This window comes from Nonomuraea sp. NPDC003754, assembly GCF_053605785.1.
In genome coordinates this window covers 74,253-94,507 of record NZ_JBSGJX010000032.1, presented here as the reverse complement: position 1 = coordinate 94,507, position 20,255 = coordinate 74,253, and the positions used below count along the sequence as shown (strand labels likewise).

Sequence of the window (20,255 nt, the reverse complement as noted above, 5' to 3'; positions counted from 1 at the left end):
CTGTGAAGGGAGGGGCCACCGGGAACGGGGTCTTCCGGGTCTGGCGGGCCGGGGTCTTCGGTGGTTTCGGACATGCCGAAAGTGTCGCGGCAGCCGTATGGGGTGGGGTATGGGGTGCCCTATGGGGAAAAATCCCCAATTTGGGGATTCAGCGGCCGGGGAGGAGGTGGCGGGCCAGCTCTGTCCGCGACCGCGCCCCGACCTTGCGCATGGCCGCGCTCACGTGCTTGTCCACCGTCTTCGGCGACAGGAACAGCTCCCTGGCGATCTCCTGGTTGGTCAGCCCCTCGGCCGCCAGCCGGGCCACCTGCTCCTGCCGGGCCGACAGCGCGTGGTCGTTCCCCGCCTGCGCGGGCGCGCTCTGCGCCGCCGGGCGGACTCCCCACCTGCGGCCCAGCCCGGTCGCGCGGTCGAGGTCCCAGCGCGCCCCGAGGTCGGCGTACACCGCGACGGCCCGGCTGAGCCGCCCGGCGGCCTCGGGGTCGTCGAGGGCGAACAGGCAGGCGGCGGCCTGCTCGCCGGCCTGCGCGGCCTCGTACCGCGCCGGGATCAGCTCGAAGGCGTCGGCGGCGGCGGCGAACTCCGCCGCGGCCCGCGCCCACTGCCCGTCGGCGGCGGCCAGCGAACCGCGGGCCTGCGCGAGCGCGGGCGTGGCCAGCGGCGCGTCGAGCCCGGCCAGCCGGGCGGCGTGCCGCGCGACGACGTCGGCGGCCTCGTCCGGACGGCCCGCCGCCAGCAGCGCCTCGGTCAGCGCGGGCAGTGCGCGGACCGCCACCGGCCACAGCTCGCTCGCCTCCCAGTGGAGGCCCGCCTCGACGGCCGCCTCGATCGCCGGCTCCGGCTCGCCCCGCGCGGCGGCCACCCTGAGCAGCATGGCCAGCGGCAGCACGAGGTCGTCGAACTGCCTCCGGGTACGGGCCTCGGCGGCGGCGTCGAGCAGCGGCGGCAGCGCGGCCTCCTGGCGGCCCTGCACCGCGGCCAGGCAGGCGGTCACGATGTCGACGAGGATGCGCTCGTGCGGCTCGTCGCCGAAGTGGTCGCGCAGCTCCTGGAGCCTGGCCGGCAGCCCCTGCCAGGAGCCCTCGAAGTAGTCGGCCGCGGCCAGGTTGACAAGGCAGCGCAGTTCGAGCCGCTCGCGCAGGTCGGGTTCGGCGCCGTCCTCGACGGCCGCGGTCAGCAGGCGGCGGCCCTGGCGGTGGTGCCCGCTGAACAGGGCCGCGCCCCCGATGGAGCGGTAGGCGTTGACCTCGCGGCGCAGCAGCCGCCGCCCGCCGGTCTCCCGCAGCAGGTCGCCGGCGAGCGCGGCCCAGCGCGGATCGCCCATCACCACGAAGATCATCGCGATCTTGCCGAGCACCAGCATCCGCATGGCCGGATCGGCGACGGCGGGCAGGGTCGCGAGCGCCCGCTCCAGCCAGGACCTGCTCTCCTCGGGCGGCAGGTCGCTCGGCGGGCGGCCGACCCCGGCCATGGCCCACGCGGCCAGCCCCGGCTCGCCCGCGAGGTCGTCGGCGGCCCGCGCGAAGGCCTCGCCGATGCGGGCGCCGTCGGTGCGGGTGCGCTCCAGGTGCAGCGCGAGCAGCAGGCGCAGGTGGCCGCGGAGCGGGGGCGGCACGTCCTGCTCCAGCGCGCAGTTGACCAGGTCGGCGACCGGCGGTGGGCGTAGCAGCTCCAGGGCGGCCCAGCCGAGCTTCACCGTCAGCTCGGCCCGCCGGGCCGCGGGCAGGTCTGTGTCGCGCAGCACGTCCTCCAGCAGGCGCGCGGCCTCGGCGTCGTCGCCCAGCCTCGAGGCCTGCTCGGCCGCCTCGATCGCGGCCTCCACCCACTGCCCGGCCTGGCCCGCCTGGCGCAGGTGGTGGGCCAGGCGTCCCAGCGGCACCGGGCGCAGCCCGCGTACGGTGTCGGCGGCGGCGGCGTGCAGGGCCTGCCGGCGGCCGAGCGGGATTGCCTCGTAGACCGCCTGCGCCGCCAGCACGTGACGGAACCCCACCAGCCCGCCGGTGTCGGCGAACAACCCGGAGCCGAGCACCTCGTCGATCGCCCCGACGTCGGGCCCCGACAGCAGGGCGACGGGCACGGGAAGCTGCAGCACGGCGGCGCGTTCCGCCACCTCCTTGGCGCCGGGGGAGAGCCGGGCCACCCGTTCCTGCACCGAGGCGCGCACGCCGCTCGGCACGTCCAGGTCCTCCAGCGCCCGCCGCGCCCAGCCGCCCTCCCACCGGATGAGCGTGCCGCGGTCGCGCAGCAGCGCCAGCAGCTCCTGCACGGCGAGCGGCAGGCCGGAGGCCCGCAGGCACAGGTGCTCGGCGAACTCGGCCGTCACCTCCTCGGCCCCGAGGATCGCCGAGGCCATCACCCGCGTCTGGGCGGCGTCGAGCGGCGGCAGCACCAGATGCTCGGCCGTGATCGTGTCGGGGGCGCGCGCCGTGATCGCGCGTACCGCCCCTGACGCCTCCTCGCTCCGGTACGTCAGCACCACCCGCAACGTGCCCGGCAGCACGGACATCAGGTACGTCAGGAACTCGACCGTCTGCCCGTCGGCCCAGTGGAGGTCCTCCACCGCCAGGACGGCGGGGCCGAGCGCGGTCAGCACCTCGGCGAGCCCCCGGAAGACCCGGTGCCGCTCGGCCGCCCGGTCGTCGAGCGGCGGCGGCGTCTCCGGCAGCACCCCGGCCAGCTCGGGCAGCAGCTCGCGCAGCGCCCCCGCGACCGGCGACAAGGCCGCCCCGGCCAGTTCGGGCGCGCGTCCGCGTAACGCCTCGACGACGGGCCCCAGCGGGAACGGCTCCCTGATCTGCACGCAGGCCCCGCTCAGCACCCGCAGGCCCGCCACCGCGGGACGGCCGAGCAGCTCGGCCGTCAGCCTGGACTTGCCGATGCCGGCCTCGCCCTCGACGACGGCCACGGCGGGCGCCCCGGCGACCAGCGCGACGAGCCGGGCGAGCTCCCTCTCCCGCCCCACCAGAACCGGGGAGACCACTCGCCCAGCACGCACCCGCTCATTCAACTGCACCGGAAGTCTTAGATCAACGTCACGGCGGCCGCCGCTCCCGGCCTCCGGACCTGGGCGTCCTGGACGACGTCACAACCAGCCGTCCTCACGCACGCTCCTGATATTTGGTGAACTAAACCATTAATGATGGAGGGGCGTCTGCGGGCAACGGCCCGGTCTCGGGGTTGAAGAGCGTCTTGGACAGGCGCTCGATGCCGTAACAGACGGCGCCGACCGCCACGCACTCGTCGCCGAGCACCGAGGCCCGCACCTCCGGAGTGCGCAGGCACATCGTCTCCAGTTCGTCCCTCAGCGGCTCCAGGAGCACGTCGGCCGACCGGGAGAAACCCCCGCCGAGCACCACCAGGTCGGGATCGACGGTGAGGGCCATCGCGGAGGTGGCCAGCGCGAGCACCTTGACGTACCGCAGGACGGCGCCGCGCGCACCGGCGTCGCCGCGCCTGGCGGCCTCGAACACCGCCCCCGCGACCGCGTCGGGCGGCGTGCCGGGTTCCACGGCGGGGACGGCCTGCAGGAGCTCGCCCACGTGACCGAGGTTGAACAGCGGGTGCACGCCGATCTCGCCCGCCGCGCCCCCGCCGCCGCGCAGGGGGACCCCGTCGAGCACGACGGCGGCCCCGGCCCGCCTGCCGACGTGCAGGAAGATCAGATTCCGGGTGTCGCGGGCGATGCCCCTGCGGCACTCGGCGAGTGCGGCGAGCCGGCTGTCGTTCTCCACGAGGACCGCGCAGCCCAGCCGCGCGCCGACGTGATCGGCCAGCGGCACGCTCGACCAGTCCTGGATGGCCCGGGACAGGACGACGCGTCCTTGCAGGTCGACGTAGCCCGTGCTGCCCGCGACCGCGATCCAGACGTCGGAGGCGGAGGTGCCCGAGCCGGTCAGGCAGGCGTCGACGGCCCTGTCGACGGCGGCCAGCCGCTCGGCGCGCGGCTGCTCGGGGGTGACCGGCTCGCGCGTGGTGTGCAGGACGTTGCCGTCGAGGTCGGCCACGACCGCGAGCACCTTGTGCGCTCCTATGTCGAGCCCCAGCACTCGGCCCGCTTCCCCGCGGAACCGGTAGCGGCGCGCGGGCCTGCCCTTCTCGCCGCCGCTCGGATCCATCTGGGCCACCCAGCCCAGCTCCATCAGGTCGCTGACCACCACCTTGATGGTGGCTCTGGCCAGGTCGGCGCGCTCGGCGAGCCTGGTCAGCGTCATCGGGCCGCCGACGCGCAGGGCGGCGAGCGCGGAGAGCGCGTTGAGACGCCGGAGCCGTTGAAGGTCGCCGCCAGTCACGGGGTGCGTCACGGATAACCCTTCTTGACGAATCTTAATGGTGGACTTCATCATAAATTCCCATCGGGACGGTCATCCACCACGACGCAAGCCCGCCCGCCCGTACGGCGACACGACCGTCGAATCCCGCCCCCCGACCCCTCAGGGACCTGACTTGCTGCTGCCACGACCCGTTCACCTCACCCGAGACGGCACGGAGCCCTTCACCCTCACCACGGCCACAGTGATCGCCGCACCCCCCGAGCTCGCGCGGGTGGAAGGCTGGCTGCGTGGCGTGCTGTTCCCCGTGACCGGCCTGCCGCTGCCGCCCGGAGAGGCGCGGCCCGGGGCGATCGAGATCACCCTGGCGGCCGGGCTCGGCCATGAAGCGTACCGCCTGACCGTGCGCCCCGGCGGGGTGCGCATCGAAGCGGGGGACGCGGCGGGGGCGTTCTACGGCGCGCAGACCCTGCGCCAGCTGCTGCCGCCCGCGGCCTTCCGCAGCGGCGCGGTCGGCGAGCGGGACTGGCTCGTCGCCCCGGTCACCGTCGAGGACCGGCCGAGATTCCGGTGGCGCGGCTGCCTCATCGACGTGGCCAGGCACTTCCTGCCCAAGCCCGACCTGCTGCGGTACATCGACCTGCTGGCCGCGCACAAGCTCAACGTGCTGCACCTGCACCTGACCGACGATCAGGGCTGGCGGTTCGAGGTGAAGGGGTACCCGAAGCTGACCGAGGTCGGCGCCTGGCGGAGGGAGAGCCCGCTGGGGTCACGCCGGCACGGCGTCTTCGACGGCCGCCCGCACGGCGGCTTCTACACCCAGGACGACCTGCGCGAGATCGTGTCGTACGCGGCGGACCGGTTCGTCACCGTGGTGCCCGAGATCGAGCTGCCCGGGCACTCCCAGGCCGCCATCGCCGCCTATCCGGAGCTGGGCAACCTCGACGACCCGCTGGAGGTCGCCACCCAGTGGGGCGTCTCCCCGAACGTGCTCAACGTCGAGGACGCCACGCTCGCCTTCTACCGGGACGTGCTCGACCAGGTCATGGAGATCTTCCCCGGCGAGTACGTCTGCGTGGGCGGCGACGAGTGCCCCAAGACGCAGTGGCGGGAGAGCCCGTCGGCCCAGCGGCGCATCCGCGAGCTCGGCCTGCGCGACGAGGACGAGCTGCAGAGCTGGTTCATCCGCCAGTTCTCCGACCATCTGACCGCGCGCGGGCGACGCCTGCTGGGCTGGGACGAGATCATCGAGGGCGGCCTGCCGCCGGGTGCGACCGTGGCGTCCTGGCGCGGCACGTACGGCGCGGTCGTGGCGGCCAGGGCCGGGCACGACGTGATCACGTGCCCGTTCACCCAGCTCTACCTCGACTTCCGGCAGTCGGACCGGCCCGACGAGCCGGTCCCGATCGGCAGCGTGATCTCGCTGCGCGACGTCCACGCCTTCGAACCGGTGCCGCCTGAGCTCACGGAGGCCGAGGCCGTTCGCGTGCTCGGCGCACAGGCGAACCTCTGGACCGAGCACATCGACTCGCCTCGCGCGCTCGACTACATGGCCTTCCCCCGCCTGTCGGCCTTCGCCGAGGTCGTGTGGAGCCCCGCGGGCGGCGACTTCGACGACTTCCGGGCGCGGCTGCACCACCACGAGCGCCGGCTCGCCGCGCTGGGCGTGGAGTACCGCAAGGAGTCCGGCCCCGAGCCGTGGCAGACGCGGCCGGACGTCAAGGGCTGGCCGCGCGAGCGGGCGGAGACCGAGGCCGAGGTGGCGGCCTGGACCCGCGGCATCCGACGAAACCTCAGTGGAGAGAGGCACGCATGACCAGACGCCTGTCTGTCATCCTCGTCTGCTTATCCTGCCTGCTCGGCGTGATCACCCCGGCCCGTGCGGCGACTCCCGAGCTGTCGGCGTACTTCAGCAGGCCGAGCGTCGACGGCACGCTCGACGGCTCCCTGCTGACGCGGTTGCTGGGCCTGATCGACCTGGCCGCGCCGGGTTCCACCCTGCGCGTGGCGACGTACGTGCTGGAGATCAGGACCGTCAAGGACGAGCTCGTGGCGGCGCACGATCGCGGCGTCGACGTACGGGTGGTGTCCGAGGGATCCGGTCACGACCCGCTGCTCGACGAGCTGGCCGCCGCCGGCGTGCCGGTCACGCTCTGCACCATGGGCTGCAACGGCCCGGACACCGACATCAACCACCACAAGTTCTTCGTGTTCAGCCGCCTCACGGACGGCAGGACCGACGTGGTCGCGCAGAGCTCGCAGAACCTCAGCGCCGACAACGGCCTCCACCAGAACATGCTGATCAGCTCGGGCGACGCCGGCCTGGCCGAGGGCTACCGGCAGGTGTTCGACACGCTGGTCTCCCGGGTGCGGGCGACGTGGCAGGCGCCCTTCACCTCCGCCAGTGGCAAGGTCACGGTCTGGATGGAGCCCCGCGACACCGTCTACGACCAGGCTACCTACGACAGCGCCGACCTGGTCGCGGCCATGATCAAGGACGTGGGCTGCCCCGGCACGATCCGCGTGGCGCAGGCGCAGTTCGCCACGGACAGGCCGCTCGTCATCGACGCGCTCAAGGCGAAGAAGCAGCAGGGGTGCGGCGTCCAGGTGCTCGTCGCCGAGGGCAACCAGACGGTCTCGACCGCCCAGGAGCTCGCCAAGGGCGGCATCGTGGTGCACACCTTCAGGCCCGGCGGCTGCCACTACCCGGCCGGGGACACCTGCGCGCCCGACAACCTCCACTCGAAGATCATCCTGGTGAACGGGCCGTCGGCGGCAGCGGGCGGCGCGACGCGGCGCTACGTCTACACCGGCTCCCACAACCTCAATGCCGGCTCCCTGACCGCCTCGGACGACTCCTTCATCCGGATCGACGACGCGGGGATCTACGCGGCGTACGACGCGGACTTCGCCGCGATGCTGGACGAGATGATCAAGTTCGTCCCCTCCGCCTATCCGGACGCCGCGCTCCAGATGGCCGCCAATGGCCCCGACGACCAGCGGGCGCCGAGGGCGGCCGCCATGCGCGCCGGCTACACGGCCGTGGCCTGGGAGGGCGACCGTGATCGTGCCTCGGTGGACGGCACCGAGGTCTACGCGCGCATCTACCACGACGGGCAGCCGGTGACCGGCCCCGTGAAGGTCTCGATGGGCGGGGTCGGGTGCGCGACCGGCTGGAACCACGTGCAGCCGTCGGCCGGCGTCGACGACACGGGCAACGCCTACGTCGCCTGGGCCGAGGACGGCGACTGCCGGGGCGAGCACAACATCGCGGTGCGCAGGCTCTCGCCGTCGGGCACGCTGAGCTCGACGATCTGGGCGAACGACCCGCAGTGGAGCGGCGACCAGACCCGGCCGAGGATCGCGGTCCAGGGCGACGGCGGGTTCACGGTGGTCTGGGAGGACACGCCGACCAAGACCGTCCGCGCGGCCGGCTACGCCTCGCTGACCTCGCGTGCCTTCGCGCCGGTCCAGGTGGGCGCGGGGGACCGGCCGGACGTGGCCGTCGACGGCGCCGGCACCGCGACCGTGGTCTGGCAGCAGGCGCCCGACGTGTACGGCAAGCGCGTCTCGGCGACCGGTGCGACCGTCGCCGCCGCCACGAAGATCAACACCAACGCGGCCATTGAGCACCTGGCCCCCGCGGTGGCGACGACGGCGGGCGGCGACAGCGTCGTCGCCTGGAGCGACAACGTGGCGGTCACCGGAGGCGACGTGAAGACCGTCTGGCGGGTGCGGACGCGAGGTCTGACGCCCTCCCTAGGATCGAGGTTCGCTGAGAACCCCGTCGCGTTCGGCAAGTACGCGCCGAACACGGTCTCCGACGGCGGCAAGGAGTACCCGCCGCTCTGCGGGAGGGTGTCGTCGGTGGACAGGTGCGCGGTCCAGGGATCGCCGTCCGTCGCCGTCGACGACAGCGGACGGTTCGTCGTCGGCTGGACCGAGTCCGACATCTGGAACGCCGGCCGTTCCTTCGAGGTGTACGCCCGCGGCTTCAACGCCGACGGGACGACGGCCGGCCGGTTCCCCTGCGAGCGCATGAACCCGAACACGGCCGGCAGCCAGTCGGCCACCGCCGTCGCCGCCGACGCCACCGGCTTCCACCTCTTCTACGCCGAGGACTTCGACGTCAACGGATACAGCGATGTCGTGGCGCGGACCGGCTTCACCAACACCGAATTCTGAGCCGGGCGCCGCTCCCTCGCGATCGAGACCCTGACCACCACCCCCGGCGCTTCCAGAGAGAAGGAACCCCCCGTGCGTCTGCGTATGGCATTGGTCGCCGCCCTGGCCGTGACCCTGGCCGGTTGTGGCTCCGGCACCGATACAACCACCAACTCCGGAAAAATCACGATCAGCTACGCGATTTGGGAGAAGAACGACCAAGCCAGCACCCAGAAAATCATCGACGCCTTCCAGAAGCAGCACCCCGACGTCACGGTCAAGCTGGAGATCACCCCCTGGGACCAGTACTGGATCAAGCTCCAGACCGCCGCCACCGGCGGCGCGGCCCCCGACGTCTTCTGGATGAACAGCCTCAACGTCCGCCTGTACGCCAAGGGCGGCGTGCTCGCCCCCATCGAGAACGCCGACGTCAGCGCCTTCCCGCAGGCGATCGTGGACGGCTACCGCTACGACGGCAAGCTGTACGGCATGCCGCGCGACGTCGGCCTCCCCGTGCTCTGGTACAACAAGGAGCTCTTCGACAAGGCCGGCGTCAAGTACCCGACCGCCGACTGGACCTGGGACGACCTCAGGGCCGCCGCCAAGAAGCTGACCGACCCGGCCACGAAGCACTACGGCCTGCTGGCCCCCATGTGGGACCAGGGCGGCTTCTACCCCACGATCGTCCAGGCCGGCGGCCACGTCATCTCCGCCGACGGCAAGAAGTCGGGCTTCGACGAGCCCGGCTCCATCCAGGGCCTGGAGTTCTGGACCGACATGATCAACAAGGACAAGGTCGCCCCGCCCGCCCAGGCGACCACCGACACCGACCCCGTACAGCTGTTCATGACCGGCAAGTACGCCATGTACTACGGCGGCTCCTGGCTCGCCACCGCGTTCAAGGCCGACACCGAGCGCGGCGACAAGGTCGACGTGGCGCCCCTGCCCAAGGGGCCGGCGCAGGAGGCCGTCATCCTGCTCGGCCTGGCCAACGCCGTCTCGGCCAAGAGCGAGCACCCGGTCGAGAGCGCGCAGTTCGCCACGTTCCTCTCCTCCGAGGAGGCCCAGAAGATCCTCAGCGACACCGGCGGCGCCTCGGTCTCCTCGCGGGCGGGCACCCAGGACGGCTGGTTCAACGCCTTCCCGAACTACCACCTGAAGGAGGCGTTCGACGCCTCGATCCCGCACGGCGTGCCGTACCCCGTCTCCCTGAACACCGCCAAGTGGCAGGACGTGCAGAACAAGCTCCTCGCCGAGGCGTGGGCGGGCAAGCGGCCGACCGCGGACGCGGCCAGGGAGATCGCCGCGCAGATGAACGAGATCCTGGCCAAGGAGTAGCGGATGCTGCTGACCGAGGAACGGGTCGCCGTCAAGACGGCCCGGCCTGGGCGGCGGCCACGCCGCGACTGGCTCTGGGGTTACGGGCTGATCGCGCCCATGGCCCTCGGGCTGGCCGTGTTCTACCTGTGGCCGATCGTCCAGACGCTCTACCTGAGTTTCACCGAGTCCGGCGTGTTCGGCGGGCAGACGTGGGTGGGGCTCGACAACTTCGCCGCCCTCTTCGGCGACGAGGAGATGCTCGGTGCGCTGCGCAACACGCTGCTCTACTCCGTGCTCGTGCTCATCGGGGTGCCGCTGGCGATCGTGATCGCGGTGCTGCTCAACGTGCCGGGGCTGCGCGGGCTCGGCTTCTTCCGCACGCTGTACTTCCTGCCGGTGGTCACCATGCCCGCGGCCGTCGGCCTGACCTGGCGCTACCTGTACAACGGCGACTTCGGCCTGATCAACTACCTGCTCGGCGAGATCGGGATCGACGGGCCCTACTGGGTCTCCGACCCCGAGTTCGCGATCTACGCCATCGCGGTGGTCGGGATCTGGAGCTCGCTCGGGTACAACGCCGTGCTGTTCCTGGCCGGGCTGCAGGGGATCCCGAAGCACTATTACGAGGCCGCCGCGATCGACGGCGCGGGCAGGGTGCGGCAGTTCTTCCGCATCACGCTGCCGCTGCTCACACCCACCACGTTCTTCGTCATGGTGATCACGCTGATCAACGCTCTGCAGGTGTTCGACCTGGTCTTCCTCATGATCGACGTCAAGAGCCCGGCGATGGCGGGGAGCCGTACGATCGTCTACCTCTTCTACGAGCAGGGCTTCGTGCAGAACAGCCGCGGCTACGCAGCCGCGATCGCGGTCGTGCTGCTGGCCCTGATCCTCGCGCTGACCGCCCTCCAGTTCAGGCTGCAGAGGCGGTGGGTCCACTATGAGTAGGCGCTGGATCGTGTACGCGGTCCTGCTCGTCGGTGGGCTGATCATGATCACGCCGTTCGTCTGGCAGCTCGTGGTCTCGCTGCAGACGGTCACCGAGTCGATGCGGGTGCCGCCCACGCCGGTCCCCTCCTGGCAGTGGCACAACTTCGCCGACGTGTTCAGGACCGTGCCGCTCGGGCGGCAGTTCCTCAACACCGTGATCGTCACGGCGGCGGTGACGGCCGGGCAACTGCTGCTCTGCTCGCTCGCGGCCTTCGCCTTCGCGCGGCTGGAGTTCCCCGGGCGCGGGCCGATCTTCATGCTGTTCCTGGCCGTGCTGATGGTGCCGGGGGAGCTGTTCCTGCTGCCCCGGTACGAGATCATGCAGGGGCTCGGCTGGCTCAACACCCTCCAGGCGCTCATCGCCCCCGGGGTCTTCGGGGCCTTCGGCACGTTCCTGCTGCGGCAGTTCTTCAAGACGCTGCCCAGGGAACTGGACGAGGCGGCGCGCCTGGACGGCGCCAACCCGCTGCAGATCTACTGGTGGATCATGCTGCCGCTGGCACGGCCCGGGCTGCTGGCGCTCGGGCTGCTGACCGTCATGTGGTCCTGGAGCAGCCTGCTCTGGCCGCTGGTGGTCAACACCGACCCGGAGATGATGACGCTCTCCGCCGGGCTGGCCTCGCTGCGCGGCCAGTACCTGACCGATTACCCGATCCTCTTCGCCGGGTCCGTCGTCGCCTCGCTGCCCGTGATCGTTCTTTTCGTGGTCATGCAGCGGCAGCTGATCGCCGGGATCGCGTTCACCGGCTCGAAGGGCTGATCCGCCAGTCTTTCCTCCCGTTGTATCCCCTATCGAGGAGTATGTGTGCATTCCCGTCTCAAGTGGATCGTCGTCGCCTTAGGCGTCACTCTGGCCTCCTCCGCCTCACCGGCACTGGCCGACCCGAAACCCGTGGACGTGCAACTGCTGTCCCTCACCGACTTCCACGGCTACATCACCCCGCAGAACAACGCCGCCGACGGGACGATCAAGGATCCGCAGGGGAACACCCTGGTGGTGGGCGGCGCGCCGTACGTGGCGACGCATCTGGACAAGCTCCGGCAAGGCCATGAGAACACGGTCACGTTCTCGGTCGGTGACAACTTCAGCGGCTGGCCGACCGAGGTGTCCTACCACGCCGACGAGCCCACGATCGAGTTCCTGAACAAGATCAAGGTGGAGTTCACCACGGTCGGGAACCACGAGCTGGACCGGTCCCTGGAGTTCCTGCGCGACCACATGGGCGAAGGCGAGTGCTTCGGCGAGATCGGGGTCGACAGCTGCTTCACCGACTCCGACGGGCGGCAGTTCCACGGCGCCGACTTCGCCATCTCGACGGCCAACATCACGCGGAAGGGCGACACCCGTCCGGTGCTCCCGCCGTACGTGATCAAGCGCTTCCAGGGCATCCCCGTCGGGTTCATCAACCTGACCACGCCCACCACGGTGGACGGCTCCACCTCCTACCAGCCGTCACTGGACAACCTGCCGCTGGTGGAGACGGCCAACAAGTACGCCGCCATCCTCAAGCGGCGCGGCGTCAAGGCCATCGTCGCCAACGTGCACGAGGGAGGCAAGGCCGGAGACGACTACAACGGCTGCGCCGACCAGAAGAGCGGGCCGATCTGGGACTTCGCCGCCAACGCCTCGCCCGACATCGACGTCATCGTCACGGGCCACTGGCACTGGTACTTCACCTGCTCGCTACCCGACCCGGCGGGTAACCCCCGCCCTGTCGTCGAGGCCGCCAACCACGGCCGCCTCATCAACGAGATCAACTTGAAGCTCGACCACCGTACCCGCGACGTCATCAGGTCCGAGACCACCGCGGTCAACCACCCCGTGACCCGCGACGTCACCCCCGACCCCGCCATGGTGAAGCTGGTCGACCACTGGAACGCCAAGCAGAAGGAGACCTACGCCAAGCCGTACGGGACCATCACCGGCGACCTCACCAGGACCCGCGACGCGACGGGGCAGAGCACGCTCGGCAACACCGTGGCCGACGTGGCCTACTTCGACTCGCAGCGAACCGAGGGCGGCCAGGCCGACCTGGCCATGGTGGCCGTCGCCCCGACCAAGGGCTCCAACTCCCTGCGCGGCGACCTGAGGTTCGCCAAGGGCACGAACCCCGCCGACAGCGACGGTCAGGTGCTCATGGGCGAGTCGTGGGCGGCGTGGGGTTACGCCAACCCGGTGCTCACGGTCTCGGTCAAGGGCTCGCAGATCGAGCAGGCCCTGGAGCAGCAGTGGCAGACGCAGGCCAACGGCACCGTGAAGTTCGCGCCGCTGGCCGTGTCCAAGAACGTCCGCTTCTCCTACTCCGCGAACCGGCCCGTCGGGGACCGGGTCGACCCCGCCGACGTGATCGTGAACGGGCAGCCGCTCGACACCGGCAGGACCTACCGGCTCGCCGCGCTGGCCTACACGCTGCTCGGCGCCGACGGCTACACCGCCTTCGCCGGGTACACCGACGCCGTGCGCGGCAACCGCGACTACGAGGCCATGCGGGCCTACCTGCGGCAGGGGCCGGTGGCCCCGCCCGCCCTGGACCGGGCGGTGCCGCTGATGTAGGACTCCGGGTGCGGGGGACCCGCGTCCCCCGCACCCGCGCGGGCCCGCCCGGACGGTATCGCGATGGTCCGTGACCTGCAGCCGACCGTGCTGATCGACGATCGGCTGGAGGCCGACGGCGGCCCCGGCTCCATCGTGACCGGTTCGCCGACCGACCACAGCGGCGACTTCGCCTCCCCGGAGCAGCTGATGCCGGTCGACGGCATCCCTGCCGAGGACGGCAGCCCCGTGCCCTGGGAAGCCTGCGTCACGATCAATGACAACTGGGGCTGCACCGCGGGCGACGACCTGTGGAAGAGCCCGGAAAAGCTGATCACCAAGCTGGTCGAGTGCGTGCCTGCTGCTCATTCGGTCGTAGAGCGGAGCGCCACCGCGGCGGCCCGTGCTCGCGGGCCAGCGCCTCGGCTACGGGGACTTCGGGCAGCAGGAGCGTGAGTCCACCGTAGAGGCCGGCGAGCACAGAGACAACGGCACCGGCCAGCATCGGAAGCCGACCCGCGGCCGGACGGGCGCGGAGCCGCGCGGCGCTCGGTTGGGGGAGCGGGCGGCGGTGCGGGGAGGATGCCGTCGTCGGTTGTCCGGACACGGTCGTTCTCTTCGCTGGTTCGTCACGGGGGTTCGGTTCACGCTATTCGGCGGCGGTGCGTCGAGGATGGGGTCAGGTGGACTGCCGGATACGTCGGCCGGTGGCCTCCACCGTGGTGACGAGGATGAAGTGGTCGCGGCTGCGTGCCCACGGCGTCAGCGGCAGGCTTTCCAGCCGGGCGATCTGCGCCGGATCGTCGGCGACACGCGCCGGCCCCACAACGGTGACCGACCAGCCGGTCCGCTCCTTGGAGTCGAAGTCGTCGACCTCGAAGGCCACGACCGCACGGCGGGTGGCGGCGGCCAGCTTGGAACCGGCCGCCGCGCGGATGACGATGTCCTCCCCGTCCAGGCAGAAGTTGACCGGCTGCACAGCAGGCAGGGCACGGTCGGTGAAGACAATCCGCCCGATCGGGCGTGAGGGCAGCAGGCGCATGCACTCCTCGTGAGAAAGCACCTGCAGGCCGGCCGAGTCGAGTTCCATACCGCCAGCCTGCCAGCGTCCCTATGCGCGAGTCAGGGACGAAAGTCCCGTGACAGCCGCCGATCGCCCTCGGTCGCGGAGACCGTGGACCGTCCCCACGCGGAATAGCAGGCGCGTGCCGAACGCCCTGAAAGATCGGGTCCAAAGTCCCGCCGCGAAGGTGACCTGTGGCGGTGACGGCGGCCCTGGCTTCGGATCTACTGTTTCGGTCATGTCCGATGAGCGCCACCTGATCCGCCGCCAGCTCGCACGCGGCCGGTGGAGCCCATGACGGGCATGCACCCTGACGGGCGGCGAGTCGCACGTGAGAAATCCCATCCTCCAGACCCGCCGCCCGTCCACCCCGCTGTCACGGGTCACCGGTTTCGCGACCCCATGACAGGCTTGCACGTCCGACGTGTCTTCAACGAGCGGTGTCCCGCGGCCTGATCCGCTCATATACGAGGAACCGGCAGGGGGCACGGCGTTCGTGCTCGTCAACGACCACGATCCCAAACCGCTCTACTACCAGTTCGCCGCCGAACACCCCGGCGCGTTCACCTGGGAGTACCTCGAGGCGGGGCCAGAGGTCTGGAAGGTCCGTATCGGCCGCCCCTGACCGGCTGCTACGTCCGTCCTCGTGCACTGCGCGCCGTCAGCCGCCGCGCGGCCACTGGCGAACGAGCAGTTCAGCGGGTCCCAACCTGCTCGGCCGTGCGACGGGTAGCCGCTGAGCGGACCACGATCACCGTCAGGGCCAGGGTGAGCGCGGCGGTGATCGCCAGGAGGGCCAGGCCGAGGCCGTAGGAGCCGAGCTGTCCGTAGATGAAGCCCATCACCAGCGGCGGCACGAACCCGCCGAGGCCGCCGGCGGCGCCGACCAGGCCGGTGACCGTGCCGACCTTGTCGGGGGGTGCGACTTGGGCGACGAGGGCGAAGGTGGCGCCGCTGCCCGCGCCGAGCGCCGCAGCCATGGTCAGGAACGCGATCGTGCCGATCGGCATGAGGCTGGGCGTGAGCGCCTGCACCCCCGCCATGACGGCGATGAGGACGAACACGCCGGTCAGCACAGGGATGGGGCCGACGCGGTCGGACAGCCAGCCGCCGAGGGGACGGGCGAGGACGGCCAGGACGACGAACCCGGCCATGCGGTTGGCGGCGTCGGCGAGCTCGAGGCCGTAGCCGGTTTGCAGGTAGGCGGGCAGGTAGACGGAGAAGGCGACGTAGCCGCCGAACGCGACCGCGTACAGCACTCCCGCCTGCCACGTGATCGCCAGCTTCAGGGTCGCGGCCATGCGCGTCGCGAGCGGCTGGGTGGCGACCGTGCGGCCGGGGGCGTCCCGCAGGACCAGCCACGCGACGATGGCGTAGGCGGCCAGGACGACGGCGGTGATCAGGAACGGGGTGGCGGCGCCGCCGGTCCGCACCAGGGTGACGGTGGTCAGCGCGCTGATCGCGGTGCCGCCCATCCCGGCGCCGAAGACCCCGACCGCCAGCCCGCGCCGGTGCGGCGGGAACCAGGCGTTGACGAACGGCACTCCGACAGCGAACACGGTGCCCCCGATGCCGAGGAAGAATCCACCGATCAGCAGCGCGGCCAGTGAGGTCTGCCCGAACAGCCCGATGAACAGCACGGGGACGATAGTGGCGGCGGAGATCAGCGGGAACATCACCCGCCCGCCGAAGCGGTCGGTGAGCGCGCCAACGGGGATGCGGCCCAGCGAGCCGACGATCACCGGTACGGCGACCAGCAGCGCCTGCTGCCCGGACGACAGGCCGAGCAGCTCTTTGAAACGGGGGCCTAGCGGGCTGAGCAGGGCCCAGGCCCAGAAGTTCACCGCGAAGCCCAGAGTCGCCAGGGCGAGCATCAACGCGGGCCTGCGGCCACGGGTGGCGGCCGGTGCGTTTGTCATGTCTTCCTCACGTGATCGTGGATTCATGGGTGGCCGCTGCTGCGTGCCGTAGATGTCCCGGTCTCATCACAGCTCAGAGGTCCTGTGGCGAGGTATGGACCAAGGTCACCACCTCGGGGGACCTAGGACGCGTGGAGGTGCCGGGCGAGGTCGCTCTGGTAGGGGAAGCTGCCTGGCTGGTAGCCGCACCAGGGCTCCTCGGCGAGCACGTCGCCGGTGCAGGCGTACGCGCGGGACCGGGAGCCGCCGCAGATGGTCCGGAACTCGCATGCCCCGCATCGCCCGCCGAGCCGGTCGGCGTCGCGTAGGGCGGCGAACAGGGGCGCGGACCGGTAGATGTCGGTCAGCGGCCGATCGCGTACGTTGCCCGCGCCCAGCGGCAGGAATCCCGACGGGTGCACGGTGCCGGTGTGGGAGACGAACACGAAACCGCGCCCGGCGTTCACGTCGATGGGCGGGCGGCGCACCCGGCTCTGGCCGATCAGCCCGGCGTGCTGCGCCCGCCGGTGCAGGTCCTGGTAGAGCGGTCCCAACGTCTGGGCGTGGTCGGCGCCGTGCTCGGCCAGGATCAGCCGTTGCACGGCCACGCGCCGGAAGTGGTGGGCCTCGGTGGTCTTGACCGGGATGGTGGTGCCGAGGTCGTACAGGAAGTGCAGCACGTCCTCTGCCTCTTGAGGGCTCAGCGCGGACAGGGCGCGGCCCCGGCCGGTGGGCACCAGGAAGAACACACTCCACAGCAGCGCGCCCTGGTCGCGTACCAGGCGGGCGATGTCGGGCAGCCGCACGAGGTTGCGGCGCGTGACCGTCGTGTTGATCTGCACCTTGAGCCCGGCCTCGCGGGCGGCCTGCCAGGCGGCCATGGTGCGGGCGAACACGCCGTCGTAGCCGCGGAAGGCGTCGTGTCCGGCGGCCGTGGAGCCGTCGAGGCTCAGCGAGATCGCCGCGGTGCCCGCCTCGCGCAGCCGGGCGAGGTTGCCGGGGGTGAGGGCCGGGGTGGCCGAGGGCGACACGGCGGGCGAGAGGCCGAGCTCGCGGGCCCGCCGTACCAGCTGGAACAGGTCGGGTCGCTCGAACGGGTCACCACCGGTGATCACGAACAGCGGCGCGGGCCGGCCGAAGGCGGCCACCTGCCGCATCAGCTCGGTGGCCTCGTCGGTGGTCAGCTCCTCCGGATGCCGGTCGGGCACGGCCTCGGCGCGGCAGTGCAGGCACGCCAGCAGGCATGCACGCGTGGCCTCCCAGATCACGATGAACGGGCGGTCCGCGGCATCCCGCCGGACCTGCCGCAGCGGCGGGCGCAGACTCATATGCGGGCTCCCAGCAGGATGTGGGCCACGACGTCGGCGGCCGAGTGGTCGTCGGGCAGGCCGTTGAGGAAGGCGGCGTTCTGGCCGAGTGTGAGCAGAGGCGGCTCGTCGTAGCCGTCGGCGCGGTGCTGGCCGAGGCCGATGGCGGCCAGCAGGCCGTTACACAGGCAGCGCCGCCCTTCGGCCTCCTCGGCCGGGCGGCCCTTGCGCACGTAGGTGTCCACCGGCTCGGCCGGGCAGCGGTAGCCGATCGCGCCGTTCGGCTTCGCGTACGGTGTGCGCAGGTAGCCCAGGTCGCACAGCCGCGGCCGCGCCTGATACACCTCCTGCTCTGACAGCGTCTCTGCGACGTCGGCCACCTTGAACGGGAACCCGGTGGGCGAGGCGCGCGGGTCGTTGCGCACCTGGAGTGTGCCGCTCGCGGCCTGCTCGCGTAGGCGGCTGCGCAGGCCCTCGTCGAGCCCGGACTCCCGGCACAGCGCGAACGCCGACCCCACCTGGATGCCCTGCGCGCCCGCCGCCCAGGCCCGCTCGAGCCCGCCGGGCGTGCCGTACCCGCCGGCCAGCCAGAACGGCAGGCCGAGCGCGGCCACCTTGCCCAGGTCGGCCTCGTCGCGTGGCCCATACATCGGCTCTCCGGCTGCATCGAGCGTCATCCGGCCGCGGGGTGGTGCGCTGTGCCCGCCCGCCACCGGTGTCTCGATCACGAGCCCGTCCGGCCGGGTGAGCGGTGAGCGGGCCAGGTACGCGGACAGCACGTGTGACGACACGATCGCCAGCAACCGGGGCCGGACGAGCGGCGTGAGACGGTGGCCGAGCAACTGCGCCGGGTCGATCCCGATCGTGTGTCCGTCACCGCCCGCCACGGCGACCGAGACCTGGGCGGGGCGGTGCTCGGACAGGTCATCGAGCAGGCGCGGGATCTCCGCAGGGATGCCGGCGCCCATCAGCACGTAGTCGGCCCCGGCCAGGACCGCGCCGTAGGCGGCGGCCGGGGTGGCGAGCTGGATCTTCTCCAGGTAGTTGACCCCGACAGGACCGTCGTGGCCCTCCTTGGCCAGGAAGACCTCGGCGAAGTTGGCGACCACGGCCAACTCGTCGCGGGCGCGGCTGTGCCGCAGCCCGAGCCGGGGCACAGGCCGGTACGGCACGTCCGGCCCGGTGCCGCCGGGTACGAAGTAGCGGCCGAGGACGCGCTCGGCCACCTCGTGCACCGGGAAGCAGGCCAGCGCGCGACGCAGGTGACCGCCAGGGTCGCCGCGCTGCAGCCGTCGGGCCAGGGTGACGTCCAGCGCCGTGCCCGACACCACACCGAGCTGCCCGGTCTCGGCGACCGCCCGGGCCAGCCGCCAGCCGGACACTCCCACCCCCATCCCGCCCTGGATCAACACGGGCCTCGGCGGCTCATACACGCGGGACCTCCACCGGGTCGAGCACCTCGAACACGGAACGGCGCGGCACGCGCGGGACTGGTGCGCCATACCCGAACCTGGCCAGCATCTGCACGTGACCCATCGGCCCGGCCTGGTCGGCGCGGTGCTGCGCCGGGCGCAGGTCGAGCGGCTGGCTGAACATCGACGCCGACACGCCGTGCGCGGTCGCGGCGAGGAGCACTCGCTGCAGCGCCTGCCCGGCACGCAGCCAGTCGAGCGGCCCGTCACCCCTGGTGAAAAGGGCCGCGATCTGCGGATCCGCCTCGAAGTCAGCGCTCGGCCGCGCGCACTCCAGTCCGAAGTCCCGCATGGGCAACTCCCTGTTTCGCGGGCGAGGGCCGAAGGCATGCTCGGGCACGCCATCGAAGCGCCGGCACGGATCCGTCCAGCAGGCCAGCTCGGCGCGGTAGGACTCCTCGGCGGCCAGCGTGTCGTCGGCCGTGCCGATCATGTCGAGCACACGCCGCGCCGTCCGCCCCTTGACCAGGACCAGTGTGGCGCTCTCGGCGTGCGCGGCGTGGACCAGGTCGACGAAGACCTCCCTGGGCAGTCGGCGGCCGTCGAACGGGAAGCGGTTGGTACGCCGGTGCGGGATCATGTCGTACATCAGCCGCTCGTTCCGGTCGGGTGGGTCGCCCAGGACGGCGTGCACGGTGGCCAGCAGGTCGGGACGGGCGGCCGGGTCGGGCAGCGCCGTGACGTGGGCGTCGTGCCCGGTCATCCGGATCGCCAGCCGCAGGTTGAACAGTGCGGCCCCACAGCTGATGCCGAGTCCGCGCCCCATCGGGTCGGTGACGGCCAGCAGCCGGTCGAGGTCGGCGTACAGCTCCATGGTGGCGTCGTCGACACGGTGGAAGCGCCACGGCTGGGTGTTGTGCACCGACGGCGCCGCGGCGGCGGCCTTCACCGTTCTGCTCACGCCGCCGGGCGTCGCGAACGGAAGCTCCCGGGCGGCGAGCGATCCGGTGTCAGGGGATACCGGGATCGCGCCGATATCGGTCATCGGGACATCCCCGGCACAGGGGTAACAGCGGACATGGGATCAACATCTCGCGCCTCGCCGTGGTCACGGCAGGGACCAAGGTCCCTTGGATCACCTCCGATGGACCGTTTCCCGACCGGAACCCCGCAGGGTCCCTTGGGGCGCCTGATGAGCCGTTGCCCCGCAGGAGACAGGTTCAGGCTGCTTGGTGACGCCCCCGTGCCAGGTGAGCGCCACGCCGGTGGCGAGCGGAACGGGCAGGGACACCGCGGTGAA

At 71.7% G+C, this 20,255-nt stretch carries 15 protein-coding genes; 8 read left to right on the top strand and 7 right to left on the bottom strand.

The annotated features are described in order from the left end of the window. Nucleotides 1-148 precede the first annotated feature (148 nt). A complete protein-coding gene (locus tag ACWEVS_RS32395) occupies nucleotides 149-2,995 on the bottom strand; it encodes a helix-turn-helix transcriptional regulator (RefSeq protein ID WP_452554479.1) in 2,847 nt (948 codons plus the stop codon). A gap of 130 nt (nucleotides 2,996-3,125) precedes the next feature. After that, on the bottom strand, nucleotides 3,126-4,301 hold the full coding sequence (locus tag ACWEVS_RS32390) for an ROK family protein (RefSeq protein ID WP_449928079.1): 1,176 nt from the start codon (nucleotides 4,299-4,301) through the stop codon (nucleotides 3,126-3,128). 142 nt (nucleotides 4,302-4,443) lie between these two features. Here ACWEVS_RS32390 and ACWEVS_RS32385 point away from each other — a divergent pair, with 142 nt between their 5' ends. From ACWEVS_RS32385 to ACWEVS_RS32355, 7 genes are all read left to right on the top strand, one after another. After that, complete coding sequence (locus ACWEVS_RS32385; protein WP_449928077.1) at nucleotides 4,444-6,084, top strand: beta-N-acetylhexosaminidase; 1,641 nt, start codon at nucleotides 4,444-4,446, stop codon at nucleotides 6,082-6,084. Next, a complete protein-coding gene (locus ACWEVS_RS32380) occupies nucleotides 6,081-8,453 on the top strand; it encodes a phospholipase D-like domain-containing protein (protein WP_449928075.1) in 2,373 nt (790 codons plus the stop codon). The genes ACWEVS_RS32385 and ACWEVS_RS32380 overlap by 4 nt, the downstream gene beginning before the upstream one ends. 72 nt (nucleotides 8,454-8,525) lie before the next feature. Further along, nucleotides 8,526-9,770, top strand: a complete 1,245-nt coding sequence (locus tag ACWEVS_RS32375) for an ABC transporter substrate-binding protein (RefSeq protein WP_452417696.1) — start codon at nucleotides 8,526-8,528, stop codon at nucleotides 9,768-9,770. Between the two features lie 3 nt (nucleotides 9,771-9,773). Further along, complete coding sequence (locus ACWEVS_RS32370; protein WP_452554478.1) at nucleotides 9,774-10,700, top strand: carbohydrate ABC transporter permease; 927 nt, start codon at nucleotides 9,774-9,776, stop codon at nucleotides 10,698-10,700. Next, nucleotides 10,693-11,502: a carbohydrate ABC transporter permease gene (locus tag ACWEVS_RS32365; protein ID WP_452554477.1), complete on the top strand. Its 810-nt coding sequence runs from the start codon at nucleotides 10,693-10,695 to the stop codon at nucleotides 11,500-11,502. The genes ACWEVS_RS32370 and ACWEVS_RS32365 overlap by 8 nt, the downstream gene beginning before the upstream one ends. A gap of 45 nt (nucleotides 11,503-11,547) precedes the next feature. Further along, nucleotides 11,548-13,296: a bifunctional metallophosphatase/5'-nucleotidase gene (locus ACWEVS_RS32360; RefSeq protein WP_452554476.1), complete on the top strand. Its 1,749-nt coding sequence runs from the start codon at nucleotides 11,548-11,550 to the stop codon at nucleotides 13,294-13,296. 63 nt (nucleotides 13,297-13,359) lie between these two features. Then, nucleotides 13,360-13,731: an alpha-L-fucosidase gene (locus ACWEVS_RS32355; protein WP_452554475.1), complete on the top strand. Its 372-nt coding sequence runs from the start codon at nucleotides 13,360-13,362 to the stop codon at nucleotides 13,729-13,731. Between the two features lie 223 nt (nucleotides 13,732-13,954). Here the strand turns inward: ACWEVS_RS32355 and ACWEVS_RS32350 are convergent, their stop codons facing one another. Then, nucleotides 13,955-14,365, bottom strand: a complete 411-nt coding sequence (locus tag ACWEVS_RS32350; protein WP_354912653.1) for a pyridoxamine 5'-phosphate oxidase family protein — start codon at nucleotides 14,363-14,365, stop codon at nucleotides 13,955-13,957. 397 nt (nucleotides 14,366-14,762) lie between these two features. On the opposite strand from ACWEVS_RS32350, the gene ACWEVS_RS32345 reads away from it, so the two are divergent. Continuing rightward, a complete protein-coding gene (locus ACWEVS_RS32345; RefSeq protein WP_452554474.1) occupies nucleotides 14,763-14,963 on the top strand; it encodes a DUF2249 domain-containing protein in 201 nt (66 codons plus the stop codon). Nucleotides 14,964-15,033: 70 nt separating this feature from the next. Here ACWEVS_RS32345 and ACWEVS_RS32340 read toward each other — a convergent pair whose 3' ends face one another. From ACWEVS_RS32340 to ACWEVS_RS32325, 4 genes are all read right to left on the bottom strand, one after another. Further along, nucleotides 15,034-16,257: an MFS transporter gene (locus ACWEVS_RS32340; protein WP_449928057.1), complete on the bottom strand. Its 1,224-nt coding sequence runs from the start codon at nucleotides 16,255-16,257 to the stop codon at nucleotides 15,034-15,036. Between the two features lie 122 nt (nucleotides 16,258-16,379). Then, complete coding sequence (locus ACWEVS_RS32335; RefSeq protein WP_452554473.1) at nucleotides 16,380-17,564, bottom strand: TIGR04053 family radical SAM/SPASM domain-containing protein; 1,185 nt, start codon at nucleotides 17,562-17,564, stop codon at nucleotides 16,380-16,382. After that, nucleotides 17,561-18,976, bottom strand: coding sequence for a nitronate monooxygenase (locus ACWEVS_RS32330; RefSeq protein ID WP_452554472.1), 1,416 nt, complete (start codon nucleotides 18,974-18,976; stop codon nucleotides 17,561-17,563). The genes ACWEVS_RS32335 and ACWEVS_RS32330 overlap by 4 nt, the downstream gene beginning before the upstream one ends. Continuing rightward, entirely contained in the window at nucleotides 18,969-20,000 is a 1,032-nt protein-coding gene (locus ACWEVS_RS32325) for an Acg family FMN-binding oxidoreductase (protein ID WP_452554471.1), read from the bottom strand. Before ACWEVS_RS32325 ends, ACWEVS_RS32330 begins: the two co-directional genes overlap by 8 nt. Between the last annotated feature and the right edge of the window lie 255 nt (nucleotides 20,001-20,255).